Genomic DNA, 26,558 nt, shown 5'->3' on the forward strand with positions numbered 1-26,558 from the left:
TTGCTTGACCTTCATCTAGGATACTAGTATCCTCACCGAGCGGCTGGCGGAACTAATTATCGGGAGGGCCAAACGCTAATGGGCAGGTCTGAGCGGCGCGTACCTCGCCCCCGTGGGTCCGCGCCATCAAATCGGCGGCGGTTTGTTTGTAAACTCATAGCGGCTCTGACTGAAGACGGGTCGGATCATGTGCGCCAATCAAGCGCCAGGCCTGATCAATGAGCCCATCGGTAGCGCTCGAAGCGACGAGGCGAACGAGCCGTCAAATAGCGGCCTCGCATCAATCTAAAATCTTGGGGCGGCTACGCCACGAGATCGTCGTGCGAGCCCTGCGTCCCGCGAGTCCGACGCGAACTTAATCAAACGACAAAGAAAGTTCCGATGAAGATAACAGATATTCGGGCGACAACCGTCACAGTGCCTCTGGAAGCGCCGCTGCGGCACAGCAACGGAACTCACTGGGGTCGCTTCGTCCGAACGATCGTGGAGGTCGAGACCGATGAAGGCGTTACGGGCCTCGGCGAGATGGGCGGTGGCGGTGAAAGCGCAGAACTGGCGTTCTCCGGACTGAAGCCGTACCTGGTGGGACATGATCCTTTCAACTTAAATCGGATGCGCTACGCCATCTGCAATCCGACGGCGTCGCTCTACAACAACCGGACACAATTGCACGCTGCTATCGAATTCGCCTGCCTGGACATTATCGGGAAGAAGTTAAACGTTCCGGTTTATCAACTCCTCGGTGGGCGTGTGCGCGACGAGGTCGCGTTCGCCAGCTACCTCTTCTATCGGTACGTCAATCCGGAGACGGGCGAAGGCGAAGTCCGCACCATCGATCAACTAATCGCCCACGCCAAGCTCCTGAAGGCGGAGCATGGGTTCGCGACGCATAAGTTAAAGGCTGGCGTCTTCCATCCCGACTATGAACTCGAATGCTACAAGGCGTTGGCCGCCGCCTTTCCAGACGACACGCTTCGTTACGATCCGAACGCCGCCCTTTCGGTCGAGCAGGCGCTCAGGTTCGGGCAGTCGATAGGGGGCCTGCGAAACGACTATTTCGAGGACCCGACCTGGGGGCTGGCCGGCATGCGGCGTCTTCGCGAGAAACTCGCAACGCCGCTCGCCACTAATACGATCGTGATAGACTTCGAGCAACTTGCCACCAACGTGCGCGATCCCGCGGTCGATGTGATCCTGCTTGACACGACATTCTGGGGCGGCATCCGGGCCTGCATCCGGGCGGGGCAAATCTGCGACACATTCGGTCTTGGAATTGCAGTGCATTCGTCGGGCGAGCTCGGCATCCAGCTCGCCACCATGTTGCATCTCGGCGCGGTTCTGCCGAACCTCACGTTCGCGGCGGACGCGCATTACCATCATCTCCTCGACGACATCATAGTCGGGGGGAAGATGCGCTATAAGAACGGGCGCATCGCAGTGCCCGATGGCCCCGGACTCGGCGTTACGCTGGATCGCGACAAGCTCCAAACCTACGCCGATTTGTACCGTTCGCTTGGGGGATACCCCTACGATCGCGATCCGGGCCGGCCGGGCTGGTACCCGCTGCTCCCCAATTCTGATTTCGCGGATCCAACGGTCAGCGCAACGCCCAGCCTTCGCACGCGATGAACGCGAGCGGTTGCTGGCGCTCAAGAGAACAATAAAGCAGGAGGGAACAATGAGGATAAAACTGTTCAAAAACGCGACGGCCCTGAGCGCAATGCTCGCCATTTGGGCCGCGACGCAGCCAATGGCGGCGCTGGCCGAAAACGGAATCGCGAAAGGCGACACCAGCGGCAAAAAGATCGCTTTCAGCAATTCCTATGCAGGTAATTCCTTCCGTCAGGTCATGATCAAGAGCTTCGAGGAGATGGGGGCCCAAGCCAAGAAGGACCACCTGATCGCCGACGTTGCGGTTGTCAGCTCCAATAATTCGGTGACCGAACAGGCCGCCCAAATGCAAAACCTCGTGCTTCAGGGTTATGACGCCATCATTGTGCTCGCCGGCTCCGACACGGCGCTCAACGGCGTCGTCAAGGATGCGTGTAACGCCGGTATTGTGGTTGTGGCCTTCGCGAGCGGCGTGACCGAGCCCTGCGCCTATCGCGTTGATTACGACCTCGACACTTATGGGAAGGCGGAGCTGGACTACATAGCGAGCCGACTGGGTAAGCAGGACGCGAACCTCCTGGAGATTCGCGGCATGGCCGGCGATGGTTTCGACAAGAGACTTCATGCTGGCGTCGAAAAGGCTGCGCAAGCGCATCAAAACATCAAGATTGTCAACGAGGTCTACGGCCAGTGGACCGCGACGGTCGCTCAGAAGGAGGTTTCCGGCGTATTGCCGTCCCTGCCGAAAATCGATGCCGTGCTGACGCAGGGCGGTGATGGCTACGGAGCCGCGATGGCCTTCAAATCCGCCAGCCGCCCATTGCCGATCATCATCATGGGCAATCGTCAGGACGAACTCGCGCTCTGGAAAAAAGAATACGACGCCGGTGGCTACGAGACCTTCTCGCTCGGAGCGACCCCGAGTGTGTCTCAGGTGGCGTTCTGGGTCGCTCAACAAGTGCTGGCCGGCAAGAAGATGCCAAAATTCGTCGAGGTTCCATTGCTGCGCATCGATCAGAAGGATCTGGACGCGTGGCTGAGCAAGGTTCCTAACGGTGGCGTCGTCAACGCAGAATATTCGCAGGCGCTCGTCGCCGAGATCATTGACGCGAACGCCAACCATACGCCCTTGCCGGCAGTGCCGGCTCCAAAGTGACTTAATGTCCGCGCCCACCGTCGTCGCGCCGACCGTTCCCGCGCTTGAACCCTCGCCCGCCTTTCTCGATGTGCGCGACGTTCACAAAAACTACGGCGCAGTTCACGCCCTGCGGGGAGTGAATTTCAGGATCGGTCCTGGCGAGGTGGTGGGCCTGGTGGGCCACAACGGCGCCGGCAAGTCGACGCTGATGAACGTCTTGGCGGGCACGGTGCAGCGATCGAGCGGGACATTCAATCTTGAGGCTGTCGATGTGACGGCATGGAGTCCTGATCGCGCGCAGGACTACGGTTTGCGCTGTGTCTTTCAGGAACTGTCGCTCTGCGCCAATCTTGATCTCGCCGAAAACACGCGCATAATTCATCGTCCGCTGCGCGGCCCTGGATGGCGTAAGCGAGCCGGGGCCGTGATTCTCCAGACACTGGACGAAATCTTTCCCAACCACGGGGTTCCAGTCGGCGTTCGGGTGGGAGATCTGCCAATCGGCGTGCGGCAAATGGTCGAAATCGCGCGCGCCTTTAGCGTGACCGACACATCGGTGCGATGCGTAATCCTTGACGAGCCGACCTCGGCGCTTGGCCATGAAGCGGCTGAGCAATTGCTCGCTTATATCCGGAGCGCCGCGGAACGGGGGATTGCCTGCATCTTGATTACGCATCGGCTCGACGAGATCCTGGCGGTCTGCGATCGGGTTGTCGTCATGGTCGACGGTCAGATTGTGGCGGAACGCGACGCCAAGCGCCTCAGCCGCGCTGCGCTCGTGGCGCTCATGGGCAGCATCGAGGCGCCTCGGGAGCGCACCATCCGGGAAGACGAACCGGCCTCTCGGGGTCCGCTTGTCGTCGATTCCCCGGGGCGCGGTGCGGGCGACCTTTCTATTGAAGCGGCTCTTGGCGAGATCATCGGATTTGCAGGGCTGGAAGGCCACGGGCAGAGAGAGCGATTGCGAGCGCTCTATTCGACCGGTCGAAAAAGAAGCGCGCATGGTCTCGCGCCCCCGGTCGCCTATGTCGCGGGCGATCGCGGCTCCGAAGGCGTCTTCGCGCTCTGGTCCGTTGCAGACAACCTGACGATCCGTAGCGTCAAGGCGTTGCGCCGGCGCGGACTGATTTCCTCCAAAGCCGAGAGGCGCCTCGCTCAAGCCTGGTCGGATCGTTTGAACGTCAAGACGCCCTCTATCGACACGCCTATTCTGAGCCTCAGCGGCGGCAATCAGCAAAAAGTCTTGTTCGCGCGTGCGCTCGCCTCCGACGCCAAGGTGATCTTCCTGGATGATCCGATGCGCGGCGTCGACGTCGGCACGAAACAGGAGGTCTATCAGTTGATCCGGAGCGAAGCCGCGAAGGGACGCTGTTTCGTATGGTACACGACGGAACTTGAAGAGCTGACCAATTGTGAGCGGCTGTACGTTTTTCGCGAAGGACGCGCCGCGGTTCAGCTCATGGGGCGGCAAATTGAACCTTCGCGTATTCTCGAATCCTCCTTCGGAGGCGGCAGTGACTGAAGCGGCGATGCATCGACGCGTCGCGTCGCGAGTCCCGCGATTAAGGGATGCCGTTCAGGTGGGCCTGCCCGTAGCGGCGCTGGCGATTATGCTAGCGATTATCTTCTGGATCCGACCTGCGGCGTTCAGCTTTTTCGGCTTCACGCTCCTGTTTAGATTCGCGATCCCGCTGGTGTTTGCGTCCCTGTCGCAAATGCTGGTGATCATGCTGGGCGACATCGACCTCTCGAATGGGAGCTTCGTGGGGCTCACCACTTGCGTGACGGCGCTCTACCTTGAAAATGCGCCAGCCGAGGCGACTCTGATTTATGTCGTCATGATCGTCGCCTATGCGGCATTTGGCGTCCTGATTTACGTGCAGCGGCTTCCCTCGATCATCGTAACGCTCGGCATGTCCTTTATCTGGCTTGGCGCGTCGATCATCTTATTGCCGTCTCCAGGGGGATCCGCGCCGGACTGGCTCAGCGAATTCATGAGTTGGCGGCCGCCTTGTTTGCCTTTGCCGATTTGGATCGCGATCCTGGCGGCCGGGGTAGGGCATTTCTTCATCACCCGCTCGTCCTACGGCGCCGTGCTGCGTGGAGCCGGAGCGAACGCTCGCGCGGTCGAGCGCGCAGGCTGGTCGCTTATCGGGATACGCGCGGCGACATACGCTGCCGCTGGGCTGCTCGCCTTGCTGGCGGGTCTCACGCTGACCGGTCTTACGACCTCTGGAGATCCAAACGTCGCGCCGGCATATACCTTGTTGAGCGTCGGCGCCGTGATCCTTGGAGGCGGTTCTTTCACGGGCGGTATGGTGTCGCCGGTCGGCGCGGTGATTGGAGCGCTCACGCTATCGTTGGCCGGCTCACTGCTGAGTTTCTTGCAAGTGCCGCCAACATGGCAAATCGGCGCGCAGGGCGTGATCTTATTTCTGGTCCTCGCCGGACGAGCCTTGACCGCGGAGCGAACGCAATGAGTCTCGCGCATCCGCGTGTCGTCATAGCGCCGTGGACCTATGGCTTCATTGTCGCCTTGGCGATGTGGATTGCGACTACGGTCTATTCTGGACTGGGCAGCGCTGGCTCGACCTTGTCAGCCGCCTTGGCGTTTGGCGCCTTTAGCGTCACCGTCGGAACGGGACAGATGCTGGTGATCGCCTCCGGTCCGGGCAATATCGATCTTTCCGTGCCGTCGGTCATGGCGCTCGCCGCCTACGTGTCTATGACGATCATGCACGAAAGCAATAGTATGACGGCGCCCGGTCTGCTGGCCGCACTGGCTGTCGGCGCCGTGGCCGGGGCTCTCAATTTTCTTGCCATCACGGCGCTGCGTCTGCCGCCGATCATAGCCACTCTGGCCTGGAGCTTCGTTTTTCAATCCTTTACTTTCAATTTCGGCGGAGAGGCGACTCTCAAGCCGCCGGAAATCTTGTCGTGGTTCGCGGTTTGGCGTGTCGGCGGCGTGCAAGCGATGCCTGTCGCGGTGATGATCCTGACGCTTGTTATGATGATTGTCCTGCGTCGGTCCGTTTTCGGCCGTCAGTTGCTCGCGGCCGGTCAGAGCGAACGGGCCGCGGATCTCGCTGGCGTCGAAGTGGGCCGCGTTCGTCTGACGGCCTACATGCTGTGCGGGACCGCGGCCGCATTGACGGGCTTTCTGCTGTCCGGCTTCACGGGCGGCGCGGCGCTGAATATGGGCGACACTTATCTCATGGAGTCCATCGCTGTCGTTGTGTTGGGAGGGACCAGCGTAGCCGGAGGTCAGGCAAACCCGCTCGGCATCTGGGGAGCGGCGCTGTTTTTCAATCTCATGGCGACGATGCTGAATACGTTTCACTTCGAGGCTGGAGTGCGTTTCTTGCTCACCGGCGTTCTCATCATTTTGATTGTTGCAATCGCGCCGCGCGCCCGCGGAAGCTGAGCCGGGTTAAAGGTCATGACCAATTGGGCTTCTCCTCCAGATTCCGTAGACGCGCTTTTAAAAGCGGTTGCGGCCGCAAAGCTCGTCGATCTCACCCATCCGCTCAAGGCCGGAATGCCAGTGTGGCCAAGCCATCCTCTCTTTTGTCAAGAGGTCGTAGAATCCTTAGAGCGCGGCGACGTCAGTTGCTTCCACGCCCTGTCCATGGGCGAGCACACCGGAACCCATTTCGACGCGCCGTCCCATTTCATCGGAACGCCAGGCGGCTGGTCTATTTCGGAAGCGCCCCTCGAAAAGTTCTTCGGCCGCATGGCCACAATCCACACGAAAGGTATGGCCCCCCGCGCGGCTGTAGAGCCAGAAGTCGTCATGGCTTGGGAGGCCAAGAACGGGCCGATCGCCAAGGACGACGCTGTCTTCTTCCATTTCGAGTGGGACCGGTTCTGGGATGATCATCCGCGCGAGTTCCTAGCGGACTGGCCGGGGCTTTCCTCGGCCACCTGCGAGCTGCTGGCGGCGCGCGGGGTGCGAATCGTTGGCTCGGACTGCCTATCGATCGACTGCTTTGGCAGCAGCGATTTTCCCGCTCACCATATCCTGCTGGGAGCCGGCATTCTGATAGGGGAAAACTTCGCCCGTCTCGGCATCCTCCCGCCGATCTGCTACCTGGCGACGCTTCCGTTGCCGATCGTCAATGGATCTGGTTCTCCCCTGCGCGCGATCGCATTCGTACAGTCCGCACAATGTGTCTAAAAAATCCAAAACCCCTTGAGGCGGTCCAGCGTTCGCTTCGCATATCCTTGGGGCCGCAAAGTTAGGCGTATAGGCTCTTGTCAATGAGGGCCGATATAATCGCCAACGAGACCCGCCACCGCTCTTTGCGCGCCGTCTCGAATCAATCGACCATATGAATTCGTTACCGCTGTTACAAACTCGGCGCTGTCCTTCAGGTCGTCGCCAAATACAGCTTCGACCGATATGAGCGCACGCGCCTGATCAGCCGCCGTGTCGCCGGCGGCTTCAATCCGTTCGCGCAACAGTCGGGCCAGGGGATCCCGAACATCGATGACGCCGCCTTTCTCGTCAACGCCCGTCACGTAACGCATCCAGCCGGCCACGGCGAGCGCCAAATACGGAAACGGGCGATTCCGCCTGAGATTATCTCGGATGCTCGAAAGGAGGCGTTGCGGCAGCTTTTGCGAACCGTCCATGGCAATCTGCCAAGTGCGATGCCGGATCGCCGGATTGCTGTAGCGGGCGAGAAGTTGATCCGCGTAGCGATCCAGATCCATTCCGCGAAGCGCGGGCAGCACGGGGATTACGTCCTCGCTCCAAAATCGTTTGATATATTTCCGGAAGGTTTCGTCCGACACGACATCGACGATCGTCTCGTGCCCCGCCAGATAACCAAGATAGGCCAGGGCAGAGTGCGAGCCATTCAGCATCCTGAGCTTTGCGTGTTCGAAGGGTGCGACGTCCGACACGAACTGCGCGCCCGCTCGCTGCCAGGACGGTCGGACATCATTAACGAAACGATCCTCCAGCACCCATTGACGAAACGGTTCATGCATCACTGGAGCGGCGTCAAGCAGCCCTATCAGCTTCTCGACCTGATCCAGATCGCCCGGCGCCTCCGCAGGAACAATCCGATCCACCATGCCATTGGGAAATGGGACGTAGCTCTCAATCCAGGACGCAAGCGCGTCGTCGCGCAGCGCTGCGAAATCACCGACCAATCGTGCTAGCAGCGCGCCATTGCGGGGAAGATTGTCGCAGGTCGCCACAGTGAATGGCTGAAGTCCGGCCGCACGTCGACGCGCCAGGGCTCCAGCGAGGAGACCGACGGCCGATTGCGGCGCATCGGGATTAGCCAGATCGCGGCGAATATCCGGATGATCGGCGTTGAGTTGTCCGGAAGCCGGATCATGACAATAGCCCTTTTCTGTCACCGTCAGCGTGACGATCTCTGTGTCTGGCCCACTGAGCAGCTCGAGAATGGCGCCCGGACTCTCTGGCCCGACCAACACATCCAGCAGACAGCCCACAAGCCGCGCTTGCTGACCAGCCGGACCCGTCTCGACGGCCGTGTATAGGCAGTTTTGCGGCAACAGCCGGTTTCTTTGCTCGGGGCGCTTCAAGCTGGCGCCCACGATGCCCCAATCGCCGCCACCTTCTGCGAGCACGTCTTCCGTGAAAAGAGCTCCGTGCGCCCGGAAAAAGGCGCCCAGCCCAAGATGAACGATTCGCGGCCGAAGGCGCGATCGATCGTAACCAAACCGAACCGCGCCGCTCCGGGCCGAGTCCATGGTTGTGAGGGAAAGTCGGGGGGCGGAGGGTTGGTCCATATCGTCATGTTCCTCTGTCTGTCATGCTCGCTGGCGATCGCGCACTTCTAGTGGGAATCGGCGACCAAGCTTCGATGCGACAAAGCGCGGAACCGAATGAGCGAGAACAGGCGAAGCTCTCTCGACGTTCGCGGTCGGCAAGGCGTAGCCGCTGCGCCATCAAAATCGCGGTGTGGAGATCGGACATCCCGTTCGCACGCGGCATTGATGGCTAGGGATTCTGGTAAATCTCTCCTGGACACGGGCCGATAGTTGCAACGAGCCCGACAGCGCGCTGTCGCCTTCACAAGAATGAAGCAGCGGGGCCCAAATCGCTCATCAAGAAAAATCGAGCTGAACCTTGAGGGTTTTCTGCGGATCTTTTTCTATGAGGTCGAAGGCGGACCGTGCGTCGGCGGCTGCGAACACCTGCGTAATCATGCTTTCCGGCTTCAAGCGTCCCTCGGCGAGCCACGTGATCACTTGCGGGAGAAGGCGTCGGTTCAGACGCGAACCCACTATCGTCAACTCCTTTCGCACCATCTCTTGCTGGCTAAGACCTGACGGCGCGGGGGAAAATCCAAGCAGTCCGATCCGACCTGCCGGAGAGGCTATACGACAGGCCTCATCGAGCAAGGGTGGTACGCCGGCCCCATCGATTACCACAGTCGGTCCCAGTCCGTTCGTCTCCGGTTTGACCGCTTCTGGGACGGGCTGCCGTCGCGAATTGATGACGACATCGGCGCCGAAAAGCTTGGCGCGTTCAAGGCGCGCCTCGTCGATGTCGGCGATAATGCAGCGTGCGCCATGGAGCTTGGCGACCTGCAGAACGGTGATGCCGACTGTGCCTGCTCCATAGATCAGAACTGTATCATCCGGACCACATCCGGTCCGCGCGAGAACGTTCGCTGCGATTGAATAGGGTTCGGCAAGAGCCGCGCGATCGAACGACATATTGGCGGGAACAGGAATAACATTACCGGCTGGCACAGCAATAAAATCCTGGAACCCGCCGTCGCGATGAACGCCTATGACCTCAAGATTGGCGCAGACGTTGGCACGGCCAATCCCGCATGGGTAGCAATGTCCGCAAGAAATGACAGGGTCGACCACTGCGTGCTGGCCTTCTCTGATGCTTGTGACGCCCGAACCGAGGGCTGTCACCACGCCTGCGAACTCGTGGCCAATCACGCGAGGATAGACCGCGAATGGATTGGAGCCATGCAAGATGTGAACGTCCGATCCGCAGATGCCGGCGCGTTGAACTCGAATCACCACCTCATCCGGCTTCGGCGCTGGCGCGGCGCTTGGCTTCACTTCGAGAGCCAAAGGCTTGGAAACTATCACGGCAACCATTGTTTTCTTTCGCTTGGATACTAGTCGACAATTGCCCAGTCAGAATCGACAGTCAAGCGGAGTGCGGGTCGGCTTGCCGAATGGCGCCAGCGGCGTGGATGGCCTGTCGAAACAGGCCGGCCTCGTTTCGCAGCGCGCCTCAGTTTCGAGGGCCTTGTCACATTGTAGAATAGGGACCGCGATGAGGGTGCCGGGAGTGACTTGCCAGGCAGTCGCGAAGGCTGCGCGCGACGTGTTCATCGCCGCGGCGAGACCGCAATCTCACGCTGCGCCAACAAATCATCGCCATCGCGCAAGCTCAAGGCGAACCGGAGATCGAGCCAAATCGCCCGCTGAATGATCTCGGGCGGGAACCGCACCAATCTGATCGTCTATATGGCGACCGCGCTCGGCGCGCCGATTTTCTCGCAACGTCTGCGCGTTTCGCCTGAACGGCCGTCCATCGATTCCAAGTCGATGAGACGCGATGCATTTTCAAGACTTCAGCCGGCCGTAGCTTGAACGCTTACCGTGATGAGGTTCGTCCGGTCAGCGCTTGTCCCGACCGATAGTTCAAAGCGGCCCGGTTCGATGATTGGTCGAAAATCCAGTCCGAGAAATGAAAAGGCGGACGCGGGAATCGACAGATGGACGGCGCTGCGCTCGCCCGGCGCGAGCTTGATCTTGGCGATCCCCTTCAATTCGAGCAAGGGTCGCGCGACGCTCGCCACGACGTCGCGAATGAACAGGAATATTGTCTCCTCGCCGAGGCGCGATCCTTCGTTGACGACATCCACCGACGCGACGATGTCGTCGCCTGGCCTGAATGTCTCGGCGCTGAGGCGCAGGTTGCTGAGCGCAAACCGGGTGTACGACAGGCCGTGCCCAAAGGGGAACAGAGGTTCGACCGACATGTCGAGATATTTGCTGGTGAAATGATCCGCAGGATTGGCCGGCCGTCCGGAGGGTCTGGCGGCGAAGAAGATCGGCGACTGCCCGATGTCGCGTGGCCAGGTGACGGGCAACCGGCCGGTCGGATCAAAGCGGCCGGTCACCACGTCTGCGATCGCGTTTCCTGCCTCGCAGCCCAAAAACCAGGTCGCCGCCACCGCATCGGCGCGCTCGACCAGCCAGGACGCCATCAACGGGCGTCCGGAAGAGAGCAATGCGACAACGGGCCTCCCGAGATCAAGCACCGCCTCGGCAAGCTCACGCTGGCGACCCGGCAGGACAGGATCGGCCCGGCTCGCTGCTTCCCCACTCATCGAAGCCGCCTCGCCCAGGCACATCAGGATGACATCGGCCGAGCGGCACGCGTCAATCGCCTCGCCAATACCGCTGACGTCTTCGCTCTCGATGTCGACGCCTCGCGCATAAGCGATCTCGCAATGGGGCAGCGCGGCTCGTAAACCCTCGAGAATGGTCACAGGATCGTTGGCGTCGCCCGCTGCCGACCAAGATCCGCGCATATCGGCGCGAGCGTCCGCCAAAGGTCCGACGACGGCGATCCGTTGCGCCCCGCTCGCGAGCGGCAGGACGCCGGCGTTGGTCAGGATGACGATGGCGCGGCGCGCCACATCGCGGGCCAGTTCGCGGCGCGCGCGCTCTGCGGAGGGGTCGATCGTTCCGGCGCCGCCGCGCCGATAGGGATCGTCGAACAGTCCGAGCCGCTGCTTGAGCGTCAGGACGCGAAAGGCGGCCTCATCGATATCATGGATGCTGATGAGGCCACGATCCAGAGCCATTGGAAGGCCTCGGGAATAGGCATTGCTCATCATATCGATATCGACGCCGGCTTTGAGCGCCAGCGCGGCCGCCTCGACAAGGTCGCCAGCGACGCCGTGGGGCACAAGCTCGGCGATGGCGTTATAGTCGCTGATCACGACGCCGTCGAAGCCGGCCTGTCCGCGCAACCAATCGCGCAGTAGTGCAACATGGGCGGTCATCGGTATGCCCGCGATATCGTTGAAGGCTGGCATGATCGCGGCGCAGCCGGCGGCGATGGCGGCCTGAAACGGCGGCAGATAGATCTCATGTAGACTGCGCTCGGACACATCGACCGACGCGTAATCGCGTCCCGCCGTCGCTGCGCCATAGGCGCAGAAGTGTTTGGCCGTGGCGACCAGGCTATCGGCTGCGGCGAGGTTGCTTCCCTGAAAGCCGCGCACTTTCGCCTCGGCGAAGCGCGCCGCCACCCAGGGATCTTCTCCAGGCCCCTCGGCGATCCGGCCCCAGCGCGGATCGCGCGCGACGTCGATCATCGGCGCAAAAGTGACGGCCAGGCCGTCGCGCGTCGCCTCCACAGCCGCCTCGCGGGCCGTGCGCTCCCAAAGAACGGGATCGAACAACGCGGCTTCGGCGAGGGGGATCGGGAAAATCGTCCTGTGCCCGTGGACGATGTCGAAGCCAAGAAGGAGCGGTATTCCAAGGCGAGATTCCTCCACTGCCATTCGCTGGATCGCATGGGCGTGCTCCGCTCCCCAGAGGTTTAGCATGCCGCCGATCCGTCCAGCGCGAACGCCCTCCGTAGCGTCGCTCGCGAGCACCGGCCCGGTCACCGCATAGCCGGCGGTCGCCATGACGAGTTGTCCGATTTTCTCCTCGCAGGTCATGGCGGCCAAAAGCGTCTCGATACGGCTCACCGTCGATCCCTCATCTTGTCATCGTTTGACCGACATCCTACCACCGGAGGCCTATGCGCCCAATGCCGGAAAGTCGATAATGGCGAAGCCCAACCGTCTCGCGAGGGAAGGGGGCGGGCCAGGAGAGGAAACGGACAGTTCTTGATGGCGGATCAATCCAGCAAGGCTCTTGCGCCCGATGAGAACGCGGAAGCGGTTGGCGACAGCCTCAAATCCGAGCTGACGATGATGCTTCGCGCCTTCATGGCTTCGGCCGAGCGGACGAAGCTTTTCATGCTGGGCGGAGCCATCGCGATCGTGATCGGCTTTACGGCTTACGGTCAAATCAAATTGAACGCCTGGAACAAGCCGTTCTACGACGCTCTCGCCAAAAAGGACTTTGGCGCTTTTCTCGACCAGCTTCTCGTCTTCATTGTTATCGTCGCGGGCTTGCTGATTCTGAATGTCGCCCAGATCTGGCTCAATCAGATGACGAAGTTGAAGCTGAGAGAAAGTCTCGTGCAGGACCTGCTGGATCAATGGCTTGGGCCCAAGCGCGCTTTTCGCCTCGCCGAGGCCGGCGAGATCGGCGTCAATCCGGACCAGCGCATCCATGAGGACGCCCGCCATCTGACCGAACTGTCGACCGATCTCGGCATCGGCCTTTTTCAGGCTTCGCTCCTGCTGATCAGCTTCATCGGCGTTCTGTGGATTCTTTCCGCCAATGTGGTTTTCACCATTCATGAGCGCAGTTTCTCGATTCCAGGATATATGGTCTGGTGCGCTCTTTTCTACGCTGCAACCGGTTCCTGGCTGAGTTGGCGGGTCGGTCGTCCGCTGATTCCCCTCAATGCCGAACGCTACGCCCGCGAGGCCGATCTGCGCTTCGCTTTGGTGCGAATCAACGAGCACACCGATGGCATCGCCCTCTATGGCGGCGAGGCCGACGAAAAACGGCATCTTCGTCTCGGTCTCGATCGCGTCCTGGCCGTTATGCGCCGGCTGGTCACCGGCGTGACGCGCCTGACCTGGATCACGGCCGGGTATGGCTGGTTCGCCATCGTGGCGCCGATCCTGGTCGCGGCGCCCGGATTTTTCGGCGGAGGCCTGACGCTTGGCGGGCTGATGGTGGTGGTGGGCGCCTTCACCCAGGTGCAGCAGGCCTTGCGCTGGTTTGTCGACAATTTCAGCACGATCGCCGATTGGCTGGCCACGCTGCGTCGCGTCGCCTCCTTCCGTCGAGCGTTGGTCGACATGGACGAATTGGGCGAGGAGGTGGGCCGGATCGAATTCGTGCAGCCTAACGAGGGTAAGATCGTCCTCGATGATTTGAGCGTCGTATCTCCAGCCGGATGCGCCGCGCTCAGCGACAAGCATGTCGAAATCGGGCCGGGCGAGCATGTTCTGATCGTCGGCGAGGCCGGGACCAACCTGACGACATTGTTCCGCGCGATCGCGGGCCTGTGGCTGTGGGGATCGGGTCGCATCAGCCTTCCGCTTTCGCAGGGCGTTATGTTCATGCCGCAGCGCCCTTACATGCCGTTGGGCGCTTTGCGGGATACGTTGGTTTATCCCTCCTCGGCCACGACATTTCAGGATAGCGCTCTCGCGGCGGCTTGCAGTCGTGTCGGGCTTGGACATTTGTCGTCGCAGCTTGATCGCAGCGCCAATTGGGACAATGAGCTGGCGAGCGACGAGTTGCAGCGCCTCGCGTTTGCTCGCCTGTTGCTTCACAAGCCGAGTTGGGTGTGCATCGATGAAGCATTAGATTCTGTCGACGAGAGCAACCGCGAAGGGATCCTCGCGATATTCGACGCCGAACTTGCGGGGACGGGCGTGATCGTTCTCGGCCACCGCGATCTGCGCGAGGGATTCTCCACCCGCGTTCTACATCTGATCAACAATCCCGAAGGGCCGCGATTGACCCCGTATGTTTATCCCGACCGCCCCGCGCAGATCACAAAACCCGCCGCTTCTGCAACTTGACGGCGTCGGGTCCAACAGGATTCCTCATATCATGACGACTCCAGAAATACGCGCATCCAGGAAGCGGTCGCAGCACGCCAGGCATCCTGCTGAATCATCAGACGACGCCTTGATCGATCTCGTTCAGCGGCGAACTTTTGGCTATTTCTGGGAGGGCGCGCATCCCGTCAGCGGTTTGGCGCTTGACCGCTGCGGACTATCTCCAGATCCGACCAACGATCGCGTCGGCATCGGCGGTTGCGGTTTCGCAATCATGGCGATGCTCGCAGCCGCCGAACGCGGCTGGATCAAGCGGGACGAGGCCATCGAGCGCCTCACCGCCATGCTTGCGTTTCTGGTGAGAACGCCCTGCTACCACGGCTTGTTCCCTCACTATCTGAATGGCCGCACCGGCGCGACTATGCCTTTCGGCCGCAAAGACGACGGCAGCGATCTCGTCGAAAGCGCTTATCTGTTCCAGGGGCTTTTATGCGCGCGACAATATTTCGATCGCGATATGGCCGCGGAGAAAAACCTGCGGGATCAGATCACCTGGATATGGCGCGACGCCGAGTGGAATTGGCACACGCGCGACGGTCGCCATGTGCTCACCTGGCATTGGAGCCCGAACAACGGCTGGAGCGCCGACGCCGAGATTCGCGGCTGGAACGAATGTCTCATCGCCTATGTGCTCGCCGCGGCCTCGCCGACCTATCCGATCGATCCGGACGTCTATCACAAAGGTTGGGCGCAAAGCCGCGCTTTCGACAACCGCCGTCGCTACTATGACATCGAATTGCCGCTCGGCCCCGATTATGGCGGCCCCCTGTTCTTCAGCCAATATTCGTTCTGCGGTCTCGATCCGCGGGGGCTGAAAGATAGATACGCGGATTACTGGCGCCAGAACGTGCAGCATACGCTGATCAATTATGAGCATTGCGCGCGCAATCCGCATGGCCACAAAGGCTATGGACCCTCCTGTTGGGGTCTCACGGCGAGCGACGACCCCGCCGGCTACGCGGCGCATGCGCCCGACAACGACAATGGCGTCATCTCCCCAACAGCGGCGCTGTCGAGCTTCCCCTATGCGCCGGAACAGGCGATGCGCGCGCTCCGGTATTTTTATGAAGGCGTCGGCGAGAGGATATGGGGCCGCTTCGGATTCACCGACGCCTTTTGCGAAGGCAAGAATTGGTACGCCAAGACCTATCTCGCCATCGATCAGGGACCGATCGTATCGATGATCGAAAATTACCGGACGGGGTTGTTGTGGAAGCTGTTCATGAGCGATCCTGACGTGCGGATCGGCCTGAAAAGGCTCAGCTTCGAAAGCCCGCATCTGGCTTGAAGGACGCGCGATGCCGAGAGAAGGTTCAGCCGGCGATGACGCGGCGTTCCACGACGGCGAGTCGTCGCTCGGCGATTGGATGGACCGGCAATTTCATTTGTCCGCGGCGGCGATGCTGCAAAGCGTTTCGGCCATTCATCTCGTCAAGGAACGCCCCGGCTTCGGACAGACCATCCGGCCTGTAAAAGGATCGGTGCTGGCTTCGCCAATGATCGCTTCTTACGATCCAGATCCCGATTATTTCTTCCATTGGCTGCGGGATTCGGCCATCGTGATCGACGCTGTCGGCGTACTCATCGAAGAGAGGGCCTTGGCGCGGGACGCTCTCGACGACATCCGCGATTTTCTTCGCTTTAGCCTCGCGCTTTGCGATCTGGACGGGCGCGGTGCGTTGCGGAGCGGGGCCTCGCTTCGCGCGGCCAATCCGGCCTTCCAGCAATATATGCGCTCCGCCCCGGAATTGAGCGGGGTTGTTGGAGACGCCGTATTCGGCGAGACGCGCGTCAATCCCGACGGAACGCTTGATATCACCAAATGGGCGCGGCCGCAGCACGATGGCCCGGCCCTGCGCGCGCTTACGGTCATGCGTTTGTGGCGGCGAGGCTTCTTCGATGATCCCGATACGCGCGCCGTAGCGCGCGCGCTCGTCGACGCCGATCTGGCGTTCACCCATCGGCGCTGGACTGCGCCTTCCTTCGACATTTGGGAGGAGGAGCTCGGCCATCACTATTATACGCGTCTGGTCCAATACGCGGCGCTGGCGGATGGCGCGGAATGGCTGGATGAGATCGCCGGCGACGACTGCGCTCACGCCTACCGGACCGCGTCGCGCGAAATCGCCCGACGTCTCGATGGCCACTGGGATGCCGACAGGGGATTCTATCTCAGCCGCCTTGGCGCAACAGCGGATAACATGGCGAAGGAGCTCGACTGCGCGACGATTCTCGCGGTGATTCACGCCCGGCGCGGAGCGGGTCCGCACAGCGTGACCGACCCGAGGGCGTTGGCGACGTTGGGGCGCCTGGAAAATCTGTTCATCCAGGACTATCCCATCAACAAATCTTTGCCTCCCGGTCGTGGCCCGGCGATGGGGCGATATTCGGGCGACCTTTATTACAGCGGCGGCGCTTATTATTTTTCGACGCTGGCGGCGGCGGAGTTTTTCTTTCGCCTCGCCGGCGCTGTGGCCGGCCGTGCGCAAGTCCCCGCGGCGTTAGACGGCCAAAGCCTATTGGCTGGCGTTATCGCCGACCCATCTGATGGGCACAGCGGTTTTGACGCGCTCATAAGCCGCGGCGACGGATTCATGGCTACAGTTCGCGCCTATGCGCCGGCCTCTGGGGCGTTGTCGGAGCAGTTTGATCGTGCGACGGGGCGACAGACATCGGCCAAAAACCTCGCCTGGAGCCATGCCGCTCTCATCACCGCGGTGGCGTCCCGACGGGCCGCCTTTCGCGCCGTCGACCCACTTTAGGGCGGCGCTACTTCGGTCCGTCCAGAAACGCCTGCCATTGCTCGGGCGACCCATAATAGGCGTTCTGGTCGACATGGCCGACGATACCGGGCGTGTAGCCGTCGGCCTGGAATTGCCAGAAGCGCCAGGGGCGCGAGCCGTAGCGCACCGAAGGATGATGCTTGGTCGAGCGCACCCAGATCGGATAATCGGCGAAGGCGCCGTCCGACAGGATCGCCTCGAAGAAATCGACGCTGGTGTAGATGACGGGGCGGCGCCCGTAATGGCGCTCCATTTCTTCCAGCATCACCTTCATGTCGGCGATCGTGGATTCGCGTTCGAGATGGCGATGGCAGGTCGCCGACGTCGGCGTCGCCTCGACATCGAGCACCGGGGGCAGGGAATCGTCTTCGACCGGCACGTTCTGTTCGAACCAGGCGACTTCCTCGCCTGGCGGCCGGCACCAATAGACGAAGTGATAGGCGCCATGCGGGATTCCCGCCATTTTCGCGCCTGTCCAATTGGCGGTGAATTTCTCATCGGCGTGATCGCCGCCTTCGGTCGCCTTGATCCAGACGAATTTGACGCCGCTGGCCTTGACCGCGTTCCAGTCGATCTCTCCCTGATATTTGGAGACGTCGATGCCGTGGATCGGATAGTCGCTGGGGTGGGGAAGGCCCTCGTCGAAATCGAACGACCCGACGCCCGCGCCACCGCCGCAGCCGGCGAGACTGAGCGTCAGGGCGAGCAAGGCCCCAAGGCGGGCGGAATGGAGTCTGGGAACACACATGGGACAAACCGAGACAACGCAATGAGGTTAGCGCAAATTAGAGCGCCCGATGTAACGTTTCGTTAATGCGCCGATTCGGCCTGGCGCTTGACGCGCCAGCGGCCGCGGATGCTTCATGTTATTTCAGCTCGTCTAAAGGCGCTCCATTGAAGATATCGGTTGTTTTTCTCATCCTGCCGCTTTTTGCCGGCGCCGCAAAGGCCGCCGATTGCGGTCCTGACAAGCTGGGAACTTCGCGGATCGTCGAGGTGGGCACGCAGGGCGGCCTGGCGGTCGGCTTCAAGACTTATCCGAAAGAGATTCCACTCGCCGATCATGAAGTGATCCTGACCTTCGATGACGGGCCTGAAGTCGCGACCACGCCGCAGATTCTTGAAGCGCTGGCCGCGGAATGCGTGCGCGTCACCTTCTTCGACATCGGCCGCAAGGTGGAGGCGACGCCGGAACTCGCGCGTCGCGAGGCTGCCGAGGGCCATAATGTCGCTCATCATACCTTTACCCATCCGCAGCCGACCCTGCGCTATATGGGCGATCGCGAAGCGCGGGCCGACATCCTGCGCGGGATGATCGCCGTCGAGCGGATCGTCTATGGCGCCGATTTCAGCGCCGGCGAGCCGAAAGACCTCAGCGGTCTCAAACTGCACGCGCCGTTCTTCCGCTTTCCCGGATTTGCCGACACGGCGGATCTGAAAAGCTGGTTCGCGGCCAATAATGTCGGCATTTTCAGCACTGATCTTTGGGCGTCCGACTGGATTGAAATGACGCCGCAGGTGGAGCTCAATCTGATCATGGCGCGGCTCGAAGCGGTCAAGCGCGGCATGATTCTGCTCCACGACAACCACCAGTGGACCGCGGATATGCTTCCCCATTTCCTGCGCGAACTCAAATTGCGCGGTTACCATGTCGTTCACATGGTCGCCGGTCCCGGCCCCGGCGTAACGGTCGATGCGCCGCCGGGCTGGGTTTCGGAGACCGAGCGGACCATCGACCGCCTGAAGCCCAGGCTCACCAAGCCGCCGCCACCTGGATAGGCCTGCAACAAAAAACGGCGACCCGAAGGCCGCCGTTGAATTCTGGTGCGGCCAAGAGGACTCGAACCTCCACCCCGGTTAAAGGACTAGCACCTCAAGCTAGCGCGTCTACCAATTCCGCCATGGCCGCTGATCTGCGCGCGAACCAGGCCCGCGCGGGCAGGGGCGTCGTCTAACAAATAGCCCCCCCAATGACAAGGCCAACGGTTTGCTTATCCGTCTTTCCTCAACCGCCGCGTTTTTCTTCATAATATGAAGGCTGGCCGCGGATTAAGGTTAGGCTGGCGATCGATAGTGGGTGCGAGGAATGCATCCTCGATTTGCAACGGCGGCATCGGATGCCGCCGACGGGCGCAAACGGGCGGAAACCGCGTGGCGATCGAGTCTCCGCTCGTCGCCCTGACCGAAATAGTTGTAAATTCGCAACATGTTCGGAACAAGTATCGCAAGCCCGAATTCGCGCTTCAACGCGCCGCGATTGCGCCATAAACCCCGCGCTAATTCGTTTCCTGCAATATGACGAAAGTCATGGCTTCATTTCCGCTTGAATATCGCTGGCGTATGGGCGCGAAGCGGGATGGGGCGTTAGTTTCGGAGTTGGGATGAGCGCGTTCGCGTTCGATAGGGGTGGTTGGGGCGCGGTCGGCTTGATGGCCGGGCGCGTCGCGCCGCATCGAAGCTTCGCCTTGGCGCTGTTGTTGGCGTTGGCGGGGGGCGCTCCCGCTTTCGCGCTCGACGGTTCGCAGCCCTCGACGATGGACAAGATACCCCTCAAGGTCTTCAAGAGCGCGCAGCAGGCCCTGCGCGCGGGGATCGACGACTTGCGCGCGGGCGACGCCAAATCGTCGGTCGACGCGCTCAAATACGCCGCGGCGGGCGGCCAATCGCTCGCCCAATGGAAGCTTGGGCGCATGTACGCCCAAGGGCAGGGCGTGCCTCATGACGATTTCCAGGCCTATCAATATTTCGATCAGCTCGTTCAGAGCTATAATGAGGACGAGCCGGATCGGCGCGACATTTCGGCCGTGTCCAACGCTTTCGTGGCGGTTGGCGTCTATTGCCTGAACGGCATCCCCAATACCGAGGTGAAGCCCGACCCCGAGCGCGCGCTCGAAATGTTTCAATATGCGGCGACCAATTTTGGCGATCCCGACGCCCAGTATAACCTCGCCCGCATGTATATGGACGGTGCGGCCGGCCTGACCAAGAACAACATGCGCGCCGCGCGCTGGCTGGCGCTCGCCGCCGAAAAGCAGCATCGCCCGGCCCAGGCTGTGCTTGGGCACCTTCTGTTCGAGGGGGTTGGCGGGCAGCGCCAGCGCGCGAAAGGCCTGATGTGGCTGACCATCGCCAAGAGCGCCGCGCAAGGCCCCAAAGACGACTGGATGAACGATCTCTACGTCAAGGATTTCGCGGCCGCCAGCGACGAGGACCGGCAGATCGCCGCGCTTTATCTGGCCGACCGCGCCAGGGGCGGAGCGGGATTGCCGCCGCCGCCCGACGCCGTCGCCGCTCAGGGCCTGTTGCCAGCGCTTGGCGCCGCTTTGCCGGCGATGCCGCGCTTGTTCGGCAGCCCGCCGCCGATGGCCGCGTTTGAAGCGAACGACGAGCCCCCGCCGCCGCCGCCCCAGCAGTAGTCCGGTCCGGCCCAATCAGCCTATACAGCCGTCCCATATAAATCGTAGGCGTCGGCGCGCTCGACTTTAACGCTGACGATATCGCCGGCGCGTAAGGGTCGGCGCGAGACGATATGGACCGTTCCGTCGATCTGCGGCGCGTCGGCTTTGGAGCGCCCTTTCGCGCTGGTCGCGCCGCCGATGTCGACGATCGCCTGGATGCGCTTGCCCACTTTTGCCGATAGCCGCTTGGCGCTGACCGCCTGCTGGCGCTCCATGAAGCGGCGGTAACGCGTCTCTTTGACCTCGGCGGGGACCTGCTCCAGCCCAAGGTCGTTGGCGACTGCGCCCGCGACAGGTTCGTATTTGAAGGCCCCGACACGGTCGAGTCTCGCCTCGTCGAGCCAGTCGAGCAGGAAGGAAAAATCCTCTTCCGTCTCGCCGGGGAAGCCGACGATGAACGTGGAGCGGATCGTCAGGTCCGGGCAGATCGCGCGCCAGGCGCGGATGCGCTCCAGCGTCTTTTCCTGATTGCCGGGACGGCGCATGGCTTTCAGCACGCGCGGCGAGGCGTGCTGGAACGGAATGTCGATATAGGGCAGCACATTGCCGCCATTCATGAGGGCGACGACTTCGTCGACATGCGGATAGGGATAGACATATTGCAAACGAATCCAAGCGCCTAGCGTGCCAAGCTCGCGCGTCAGATCGAGGAATTTGGCGCGCACTTCGCGGTTGCCGTCAGGCCGGGTCCATTGGCTCGCGGCATAGCGGATATCGAGGCCATAGGCGCTGGTGTCCTGCGAAATGACGAGCAATTCCTTGACGCCGGCCTTCACCAGCTTTTCCGCTTCACGCAACACTTCAGCAGCGGGGCGCGAAACGAGATCGCCGCGCAATTTTGGAATGATGCAGAAGGTGCAGCGGTTGTTGCAACCTTCTGAAATCTTTAAGTAAGCGTAATGGCGCGGCGTCAGGCGAACGCCGGTGTCGGGGATCAGGTCGACGAACGGGTCATGCGGGGCCGGCGCCGCCAGCCGCACCGCTTCCATCACGCTCTCATAGGCTTGCGGGCCGGTGATCGCGCTGACATTGGGGAAGGCGTCGCGGATCTGGTCGGGCTCGGCGCCCATGCAGCCCGTGACGATGACCTTGCCGTTCTCCGCCATCGCCGCGCCGATCGCCTCCAGCGATTCCTTCTTGGCGCTGTCGAGAAAGCCGCAGGTGTTGACGATGACCGCGTCGGCCCCGGCGTGCTGGCGCGAAAGCTCATAGCCCTCCGCGCGAAGCTGGGTCAGGATGCGCTCGCTGTCGACCAGAGCCTTGGGGCAGCCGAGCGAGACGAAGGATATGCGCGGCGCGGGCCGAGCGGAGGCGTCGATAAGGTCGTTCATGGCGGTTCGATTGCCACGCCCGCCCCCCGGACGCAATGGTCGGCGCGTCCAGGCTTCATGCGACGACCGTTCCCGGATCGTCCTCGAACGCCAGTTCCGGCCCGACCGGCACGATGCCGCTCGGGTTGAGTTGCGGATGGCTGCTGTAATAATGGCCTTTAATATGTTGAAAATTAACGGTTTCAGCGATTCCTGGCTGGGCGTAGAGATCGCGTAAATAACGCGTTAGATTGGTATAATCTGCGATGCGGCGGATGTTGCATTTGAAATGGCCGACATAGACCGCGTCGAAACGGATCAGCGTCGTGAACAGCCGCCAGTCCGCCTCGGTGATGGCCTCGCCGCACAGCCAATGATGCATGGCCAGATGCTCTTCGAGCCAGTCGAGCGTCGAGAACAGCGCCCGCACCGCCTCCTCATAGGCGCCCTGGCTTCTGGCGAAACCGGAGCGGTAAACGCCATTGTTGACATTGGGATAGATGCGCTCGTTCAGTGCGTCGATCTCGCCGCGCAACGCCTCGGGATAATAATCGCCCGGCGCCGCGCCGAGCCCGTCGAACGCCACATTGAACATGCGGATGATCTCGGAGGATTCGTTATTGACGATTTTTCCGGTCGCTCGATCCCACAGCACGGGCACCGTGACGCGCCCGGTATAATCGGGCTGCGAAGCCGTATAGACCTGATGCAGGAAGCGCGCGTGATGGACGGGATCGGCGATGACGCCTGGCCTATCCTCAAAGGTCCAGCCGTTCGCGCCCATATGCCAATGCACCACTGATAGGCCGATCATATCCTCCAGCCCTTTCAGCTTGCGGAAGATCAGCGCGCGATGCGCCCAGGGGCAGGCGAGCGAGATATAGAGGTGGTAGCGCCCCTTCTCGGCCTTGAAGCCGCCGTCGCCCGACGGGCCCGCCGCGCCATCGGCCGTCACCCAATGGCGGATCGGCGCCGAAGGCCGCACGAACCGGCCGTCCGTATCGGTCGGAAAAGCGCTTTCCTGGCTCCAGACGCCGTTCAGAAGAAATCCCATGGGGTGCCTTTCGATTGGTGCGCCGCTTATAAGTGGCCTCGCGTCCCCTGATGCAAGCCGTCGCCGCGCCAGGATCGGTTTGCAAAAACGTTGGAATGCGCGCGGAAAAAGCGCGAAAGCGGCGAAAGCTGATTTTGCGGGCCGAGCAATTTCAAGGGCTTAGGAATCGAAAAAATTTGCATCTCCATATTCAAGCGTGGGAAATCAAAGGCTTAGCGGTGAAAAGTCTGAATTTTTTTCTGAGAAAGTTTGGATGATGGGCGCGTCGCTTATTCTCCGGTCCGAACGTTCGACGCCAAAAGCATGTGGCGGAAAAGCTGGAATGTCCAGAGATTGTTCTGGAAAAGAGAAATCCAAGGGGTAGCGCCGCCCCGATCGGGCGCGCCTTGCGCGCCGCCCGCCCGGCCGCCCTCAAAACCGCTCCACCCACGGCCGCAGCTCCACCTCCAGCGACCACGCGCTACGCGGCTGGCGCAGCACGTCGATATAGGTCTGGGCGATCGCGTCGGGGTCGAGCAGGCTGTCGGGCCGATCGGCGGGCTCCGGACGATGCGCGGCGCGCACCCCGCCGTCGATGACGAAATGGGCGACATGGACGCCCTTCGGCCCGAGCTCCCGCGCCGCGCTTTGCGCGAGGCCGCGCAAGGCGAACTTGCCCATCGCAAACGCTGCCGAATTGGCGAAACCCTTGATGCCGGCGGTGGCGCCGGTCAGCAGGATCGCGCCGCGCCCGCGGGGCCCCATCCGTTTCGCTGCTTGCTGGACGACGAGGAAAGCGCCGAAGGCGGTCACGCCAAGCGACCGCTCGACCGCGGCCGGATCGAGTTCGGCGAGCGGGCCGGGGACGCGGGCGCTCGCATTATAAACGACGATATCCGGCTCGCCGATCTGGCGCGTCGCCGCCTCGAACAAAGCGGCGACGGAATCGGCCTTAGCCGCGTCCGCCTGGAACGCCGCCGCGCCGGTCTCGGCGACGAGGGCGGCCAGCTTGCCGGTATCGCGCGCCGCGAGGCCGACCTTGACGCCGAGCCCAGATAGAGCGCGCGCCAGCGAAGCGCTGATGCCGGCGCCGACGCCGACGATAAGGGCGGAACGGTAGGGGAAATCGGGCATGGGGTCCTGTGCTTTCAGAGGGTTGGGGGTCGGTTGCAAATGCTAGCCGTCATGGCCGGGCTTGTCCCGGCCATCCACGCGGCGCCGTTGCAAGCGGCTTTCTATTGTTGGCGCTCACCGCTCGGCGTGGATGGCCGGGACAAGCCCGGCCATGACGGTGGGGGCCGTTGACGGTCCCGCATCCCCCCATTCACCGCCCCCCATGCGAAGTCGCCGCGGCAATCAGGAAAACGACGCCGAAAATCGCGGCGACCGCGACGAGCGAGCCGATAATGATCCACAGCGCGAGGCGCGCCTGGCTCATCCCGACCTGGATCCGATAGGGGTCGAAACGGAGCGTCGAATCATTCGCCCGGGCGCTGGCCGGCCGCTTGACGCGCACGCGGGCATTGTCGAATTTCTCGACCATCGTCCAGCCGGCGCGGCCCTCTTCCTGCAAGACCGCATGCAGCCAGACGGAATTGCGAAACTTGCCGGTGGCCGAGCGCAGAATCTTGAATTCCCAGTTCTCGGCCAGGTCGTTCGACGAATAGGGAGTCATGTCCTCCTCCTCCGCCCGCTCCTTCGCTATGGCGGCGGCGGCGATGACGCCAGCGGCGGCGCTCATGCGAACCTCCGATCCAGTAATGGACCAAGCTAAGACTTTGTCCGCTCGCCGGCAATAACGCGCACCTCTTCGCCCCGCATAGCGGGGAGGTGCCCGGCGGAGCCGGGCGGATAGGGCGGCGCAAGCCTCCGAGAGGGGGTCGACGCCCGACACCCCCGCAGCGAAAAAATCCCTCCCCACGCCCGGAACCCGCCACCCGTCCGCACGTTCTCGCCGAACCTCTCAACCCCAAGGAGGCGAGCATGAACAAGGACCATGTCAAAGGCGCGGCCGACAAAGCCAAAGGCGCGATCAAGGACGCCGCCGGCAAGCTGACGGGCGACAAACGCCTGCAAGCCGAAGGCAAGATCGACAAGGCCAAAGGCGCCGCCCACAAGGCGGTCGGCGACGCCAAAGACGCCATCCGCGGCGCTGCGCATAGCATCGACGACGAGCACAATTTCGACGACGAGTAGCGCGCGTTTAACGCGAAAAGGTTCTCCCAGAACGAACTTGGCCGCCCTGTGGGGCGGCCTTTTTGTGTCCGGCGTCGGCGGCGGTCGCAGCCTGAGGGGAGGCTTTGCGGCTTCTATCGGGACTCCTCTTGTTTACGAAAAAGCGCTCGCGCGGATTGCGCGCCGCGAACGCCACGGCCTACCAGCTAGTGACGAAAATCTGACGCTTGGGTCCTGACAGAGAAGTCTGGCGTCGAACCAGGTTGGACCTCCGCCAACCGCGCCTAAACGACCGGACTTGGCCGAGGGCGGACGGGCAGGTTTCCGGATGAGTGGCGGTCCAAGACGACATTCAATCTGCCGAGACGGAGCGGCCCGCTACGCAACGGCGGCTAGGCGCGCGTGATGACGAGGCGCGCTACCCATCACTCGCTTGAATGCAAAACTGAACGCGCTCTCAGATTCGTACCCCAGAGAGCGGGCGACGGCGCCAATGGGTTCGCCGCGCGAGAGTCTGCGGCCGGCGAGCAACATGCGCCAGCGCGTGAGATATTCGATCGGACCATCGCCGACCAACTGCCCAAATCGCGCCGCGAAACCGGAGCGCGACATCCCGACTTCGAGGGCCAGCGCCGCCACCGTCCAGCGCCGCCCCGGCTCGCGATGGATGGCTGCGATCGCCGCCCCCACCTGTCTGTCGGAGAGCGCGAACAGCCAGCCGACGCCGTTGCGCTCGTCGAGATGGAGGCGGAGCGCCTGGACGAAGATCATGTAGACGAGCTGCTGGATAATCAAGAAGCTTCCCGGTTTGGACTCGGTCAGCTCTTGTCCCATCCGGTCGAAGGCCCAGCGCAACGTCTTGCGCTCGCTTTCCCTTCGCAGATGGACGATCGGCGGCAGCATGCCTAGCAGCATCTCCAACTGCGGCCCGGCGAGCTGAAAATGGCCGCCGAGCACCGTGACCCCGCGGCTGTCATTCAGTTTGACCAGTTCGCCGTCGCGGGAGCCAAGAAAATGGCGCTTCCAGTCCTCGGCCGGCAGGGTCAGATCGCTTGCGACCCGGAATGGCCAGCCGCGCGGCAATAGGAAACAGTCGCCCTCTTCGAGAAGCACCGGCTCCCCGGCGCCCTCAATCGCGAGCCAGCACGCCCCTGCGGTCACGGCATAACATTTGATCCCGTTGAAGGGATCAAAGCGGATCGACCAGTCTCCGCCCGCCTCGAAGCCGCCGACGAGATAGCTTCTCGGCTCCAGAAGCGAAATGACATCGGATAGCGGATCCATCTTTGGACAATCTCCAACGAAGAATAGACGCCATCGC

The 26,558-nt window shown here is 62.0% G+C and carries 21 protein-coding genes, 1 tRNA gene and 1 pseudogene; 12 read left to right on the forward strand and 11 right to left on the reverse strand.

Features of this window, described 5'->3' with window-relative positions:
- Positions 1-381: 381 nt before the first annotated feature.
- The 6 genes from GSQ90_RS10510 to GSQ90_RS10535 are packed head-to-tail and all read left to right on the forward strand — an operon-like array spanning position 382 to position 6,926.
- Entirely contained in the window at positions 382-1,629 is a 1,248-nt protein-coding gene (locus GSQ90_RS10510) for an enolase C-terminal domain-like protein (RefSeq protein ID WP_158814778.1), read from the forward strand.
- Between the two features lie 49 nt (positions 1,630-1,678).
- Positions 1,679-2,767 (forward strand): ABC transporter substrate-binding protein, encoded by a 1,089-nt coding sequence (locus GSQ90_RS10515; protein WP_158814779.1) that lies wholly within the window; start codon positions 1,679-1,681, stop codon positions 2,765-2,767.
- A 4-nt stretch (positions 2,768-2,771) separates the two neighbouring features.
- Positions 2,772-4,271: a sugar ABC transporter ATP-binding protein gene (locus GSQ90_RS10520; protein WP_158814780.1), complete on the forward strand. Its 1,500-nt coding sequence runs from the start codon at positions 2,772-2,774 to the stop codon at positions 4,269-4,271.
- A gap of 7 nt (positions 4,272-4,278) precedes the next feature.
- The gene (locus GSQ90_RS10525; protein WP_158814937.1) at positions 4,279-5,229 is read left to right on the forward strand and encodes an ABC transporter permease; all 951 of its coding nucleotides are present in this window, start codon (positions 4,279-4,281) and stop codon (positions 5,227-5,229) included.
- Positions 5,226-6,173: an ABC transporter permease gene (locus GSQ90_RS10530; protein ID WP_158814781.1), complete on the forward strand. Its 948-nt coding sequence runs from the start codon at positions 5,226-5,228 to the stop codon at positions 6,171-6,173. Before GSQ90_RS10525 ends, GSQ90_RS10530 begins: the two co-directional genes overlap by 4 nt.
- Before the next feature lie 15 nt (positions 6,174-6,188).
- Positions 6,189-6,926, forward strand: a complete 738-nt coding sequence (locus tag GSQ90_RS10535) for a cyclase family protein (protein WP_158814782.1) — start codon at positions 6,189-6,191, stop codon at positions 6,924-6,926.
- Positions 6,927-7,006: 80 nt separating this feature from the next.
- Here the strand turns inward: GSQ90_RS10535 and GSQ90_RS10540 are convergent, their stop codons facing one another.
- The 4 genes and pseudogenes from GSQ90_RS10540 to GSQ90_RS10550 form a co-directional block, all read right to left on the reverse strand.
- Positions 7,007-8,518 carry a mannitol dehydrogenase family protein gene (locus tag GSQ90_RS10540; RefSeq protein WP_158814783.1) on the reverse strand — a complete coding sequence of 504 codons (1,512 nt, stop codon included), beginning with the start codon at positions 8,516-8,518 and terminating at the stop codon, positions 7,007-7,009.
- 318 nt (positions 8,519-8,836) lie between these two features.
- Positions 8,837-9,853 (reverse strand): Zn-dependent oxidoreductase, encoded by a 1,017-nt coding sequence (locus tag GSQ90_RS10545; protein ID WP_158814784.1) that lies wholly within the window; start codon positions 9,851-9,853, stop codon positions 8,837-8,839.
- 248 nt (positions 9,854-10,101) lie between these two features.
- Positions 10,102-10,221 (reverse strand): annotated as a pseudogene (locus GSQ90_RS32365) (IS6 family transposase); the annotation flags it as partial.
- A 114-nt stretch (positions 10,222-10,335) separates the two neighbouring features.
- The gene (locus tag GSQ90_RS10550) at positions 10,336-12,474 is read right to left on the reverse strand and encodes a glycoside hydrolase family 3 N-terminal domain-containing protein (RefSeq protein WP_158814785.1); all 2,139 of its coding nucleotides are present in this window, start codon (positions 12,472-12,474) and stop codon (positions 10,336-10,338) included.
- A 144-nt stretch (positions 12,475-12,618) separates the two neighbouring features.
- Here GSQ90_RS10550 and GSQ90_RS10555 point away from each other — a divergent pair, with 144 nt between their 5' ends.
- The 3 genes from GSQ90_RS10555 (at position 12,619) to GSQ90_RS10565 (ending at position 17,240) form a co-directional block, all read left to right on the forward strand.
- Positions 12,619-14,439, forward strand: coding sequence for an ABC transporter ATP-binding protein/permease (locus GSQ90_RS10555; RefSeq protein ID WP_158814786.1), 1,821 nt, complete (start codon positions 12,619-12,621; stop codon positions 14,437-14,439).
- Positions 14,440-14,548: 109 nt separating this feature from the next.
- Positions 14,549-15,766 carry a glucoamylase family protein gene (locus GSQ90_RS10560; RefSeq protein WP_246731517.1) on the forward strand — a complete coding sequence of 406 codons (1,218 nt, stop codon included), beginning with the start codon at positions 14,549-14,551 and terminating at the stop codon, positions 15,764-15,766.
- A gap of 10 nt (positions 15,767-15,776) precedes the next feature.
- Complete coding sequence (locus GSQ90_RS10565) at positions 15,777-17,240, forward strand: glycoside hydrolase family 15 protein (RefSeq protein WP_158814788.1); 1,464 nt, start codon at positions 15,777-15,779, stop codon at positions 17,238-17,240.
- Positions 17,241-17,247: 7 nt separating this feature from the next.
- On the opposite strand, the gene GSQ90_RS10570 is transcribed toward GSQ90_RS10565, so the two are convergent.
- Complete coding sequence (locus GSQ90_RS10570; RefSeq protein WP_158814789.1) at positions 17,248-18,009, reverse strand: GH25 family lysozyme; 762 nt, start codon at positions 18,007-18,009, stop codon at positions 17,248-17,250.
- Positions 18,010-18,155: 146 nt separating this feature from the next.
- Between GSQ90_RS10570 and GSQ90_RS10575 the strand changes: the two genes are divergently transcribed.
- Positions 18,156-19,040, forward strand: a complete 885-nt coding sequence (locus tag GSQ90_RS10575; RefSeq protein ID WP_246731518.1) for a polysaccharide deacetylase family protein — start codon at positions 18,156-18,158, stop codon at positions 19,038-19,040.
- A gap of 43 nt (positions 19,041-19,083) precedes the next feature.
- On the opposite strand, the gene GSQ90_RS10580 is transcribed toward GSQ90_RS10575, so the two are convergent.
- Positions 19,084-19,170, reverse strand: a tRNA-Leu gene (locus GSQ90_RS10580).
- 472 nt (positions 19,171-19,642) lie between these two features.
- Here GSQ90_RS10580 and GSQ90_RS10585 point away from each other — a divergent pair.
- Positions 19,643-20,677, forward strand: coding sequence for a tetratricopeptide repeat protein (locus tag GSQ90_RS10585; RefSeq protein WP_246731519.1), 1,035 nt, complete (start codon positions 19,643-19,645; stop codon positions 20,675-20,677).
- A 20-nt stretch (positions 20,678-20,697) separates the two neighbouring features.
- Here the strand turns inward: GSQ90_RS10585 and rimO are convergent, their stop codons facing one another.
- The 4 genes from rimO to GSQ90_RS10605 all read right to left on the reverse strand — a co-directional run bounded on the left by rimO (position 20,698) and on the right by GSQ90_RS10605 (position 24,803).
- A complete protein-coding gene (rimO, locus tag GSQ90_RS10590) occupies positions 20,698-22,050 on the reverse strand; it encodes a 30S ribosomal protein S12 methylthiotransferase RimO (RefSeq protein WP_158814791.1) in 1,353 nt (450 codons plus the stop codon).
- Positions 22,051-22,105: 55 nt separating this feature from the next.
- Positions 22,106-23,083 carry a glutathione S-transferase family protein gene (locus tag GSQ90_RS10595; protein ID WP_158814792.1) on the reverse strand — a complete coding sequence of 326 codons (978 nt, stop codon included), beginning with the start codon at positions 23,081-23,083 and terminating at the stop codon, positions 22,106-22,108.
- 411 nt (positions 23,084-23,494) lie between these two features.
- Positions 23,495-24,196 (reverse strand): SDR family NAD(P)-dependent oxidoreductase, encoded by a 702-nt coding sequence (locus GSQ90_RS10600; protein ID WP_158814793.1) that lies wholly within the window; start codon positions 24,194-24,196, stop codon positions 23,495-23,497.
- Between the two features lie 190 nt (positions 24,197-24,386).
- Positions 24,387-24,803: a hypothetical protein gene (locus GSQ90_RS10605; RefSeq protein ID WP_158814794.1), complete on the reverse strand. Its 417-nt coding sequence runs from the start codon at positions 24,801-24,803 to the stop codon at positions 24,387-24,389.
- A 242-nt stretch (positions 24,804-25,045) separates the two neighbouring features.
- On the opposite strand from GSQ90_RS10605, the gene GSQ90_RS10610 reads away from it, so the two are divergent.
- Positions 25,046-25,258, forward strand: a complete 213-nt coding sequence (locus GSQ90_RS10610; protein ID WP_158814795.1) for a CsbD family protein — start codon at positions 25,046-25,048, stop codon at positions 25,256-25,258.
- A 357-nt stretch (positions 25,259-25,615) separates the two neighbouring features.
- Here GSQ90_RS10610 and GSQ90_RS10615 read toward each other — a convergent pair whose 3' ends face one another.
- Complete coding sequence (locus GSQ90_RS10615; protein WP_158814796.1) at positions 25,616-26,521, reverse strand: AraC family transcriptional regulator; 906 nt, start codon at positions 26,519-26,521, stop codon at positions 25,616-25,618.
- Positions 26,522-26,558: the final 37 nt, after the last annotated feature.

This window comes from Methylocapsa sp. S129, assembly GCF_009765995.1.
GTDB lineage: Bacteria > Pseudomonadota > Alphaproteobacteria > Rhizobiales > Beijerinckiaceae > Roseiarcus.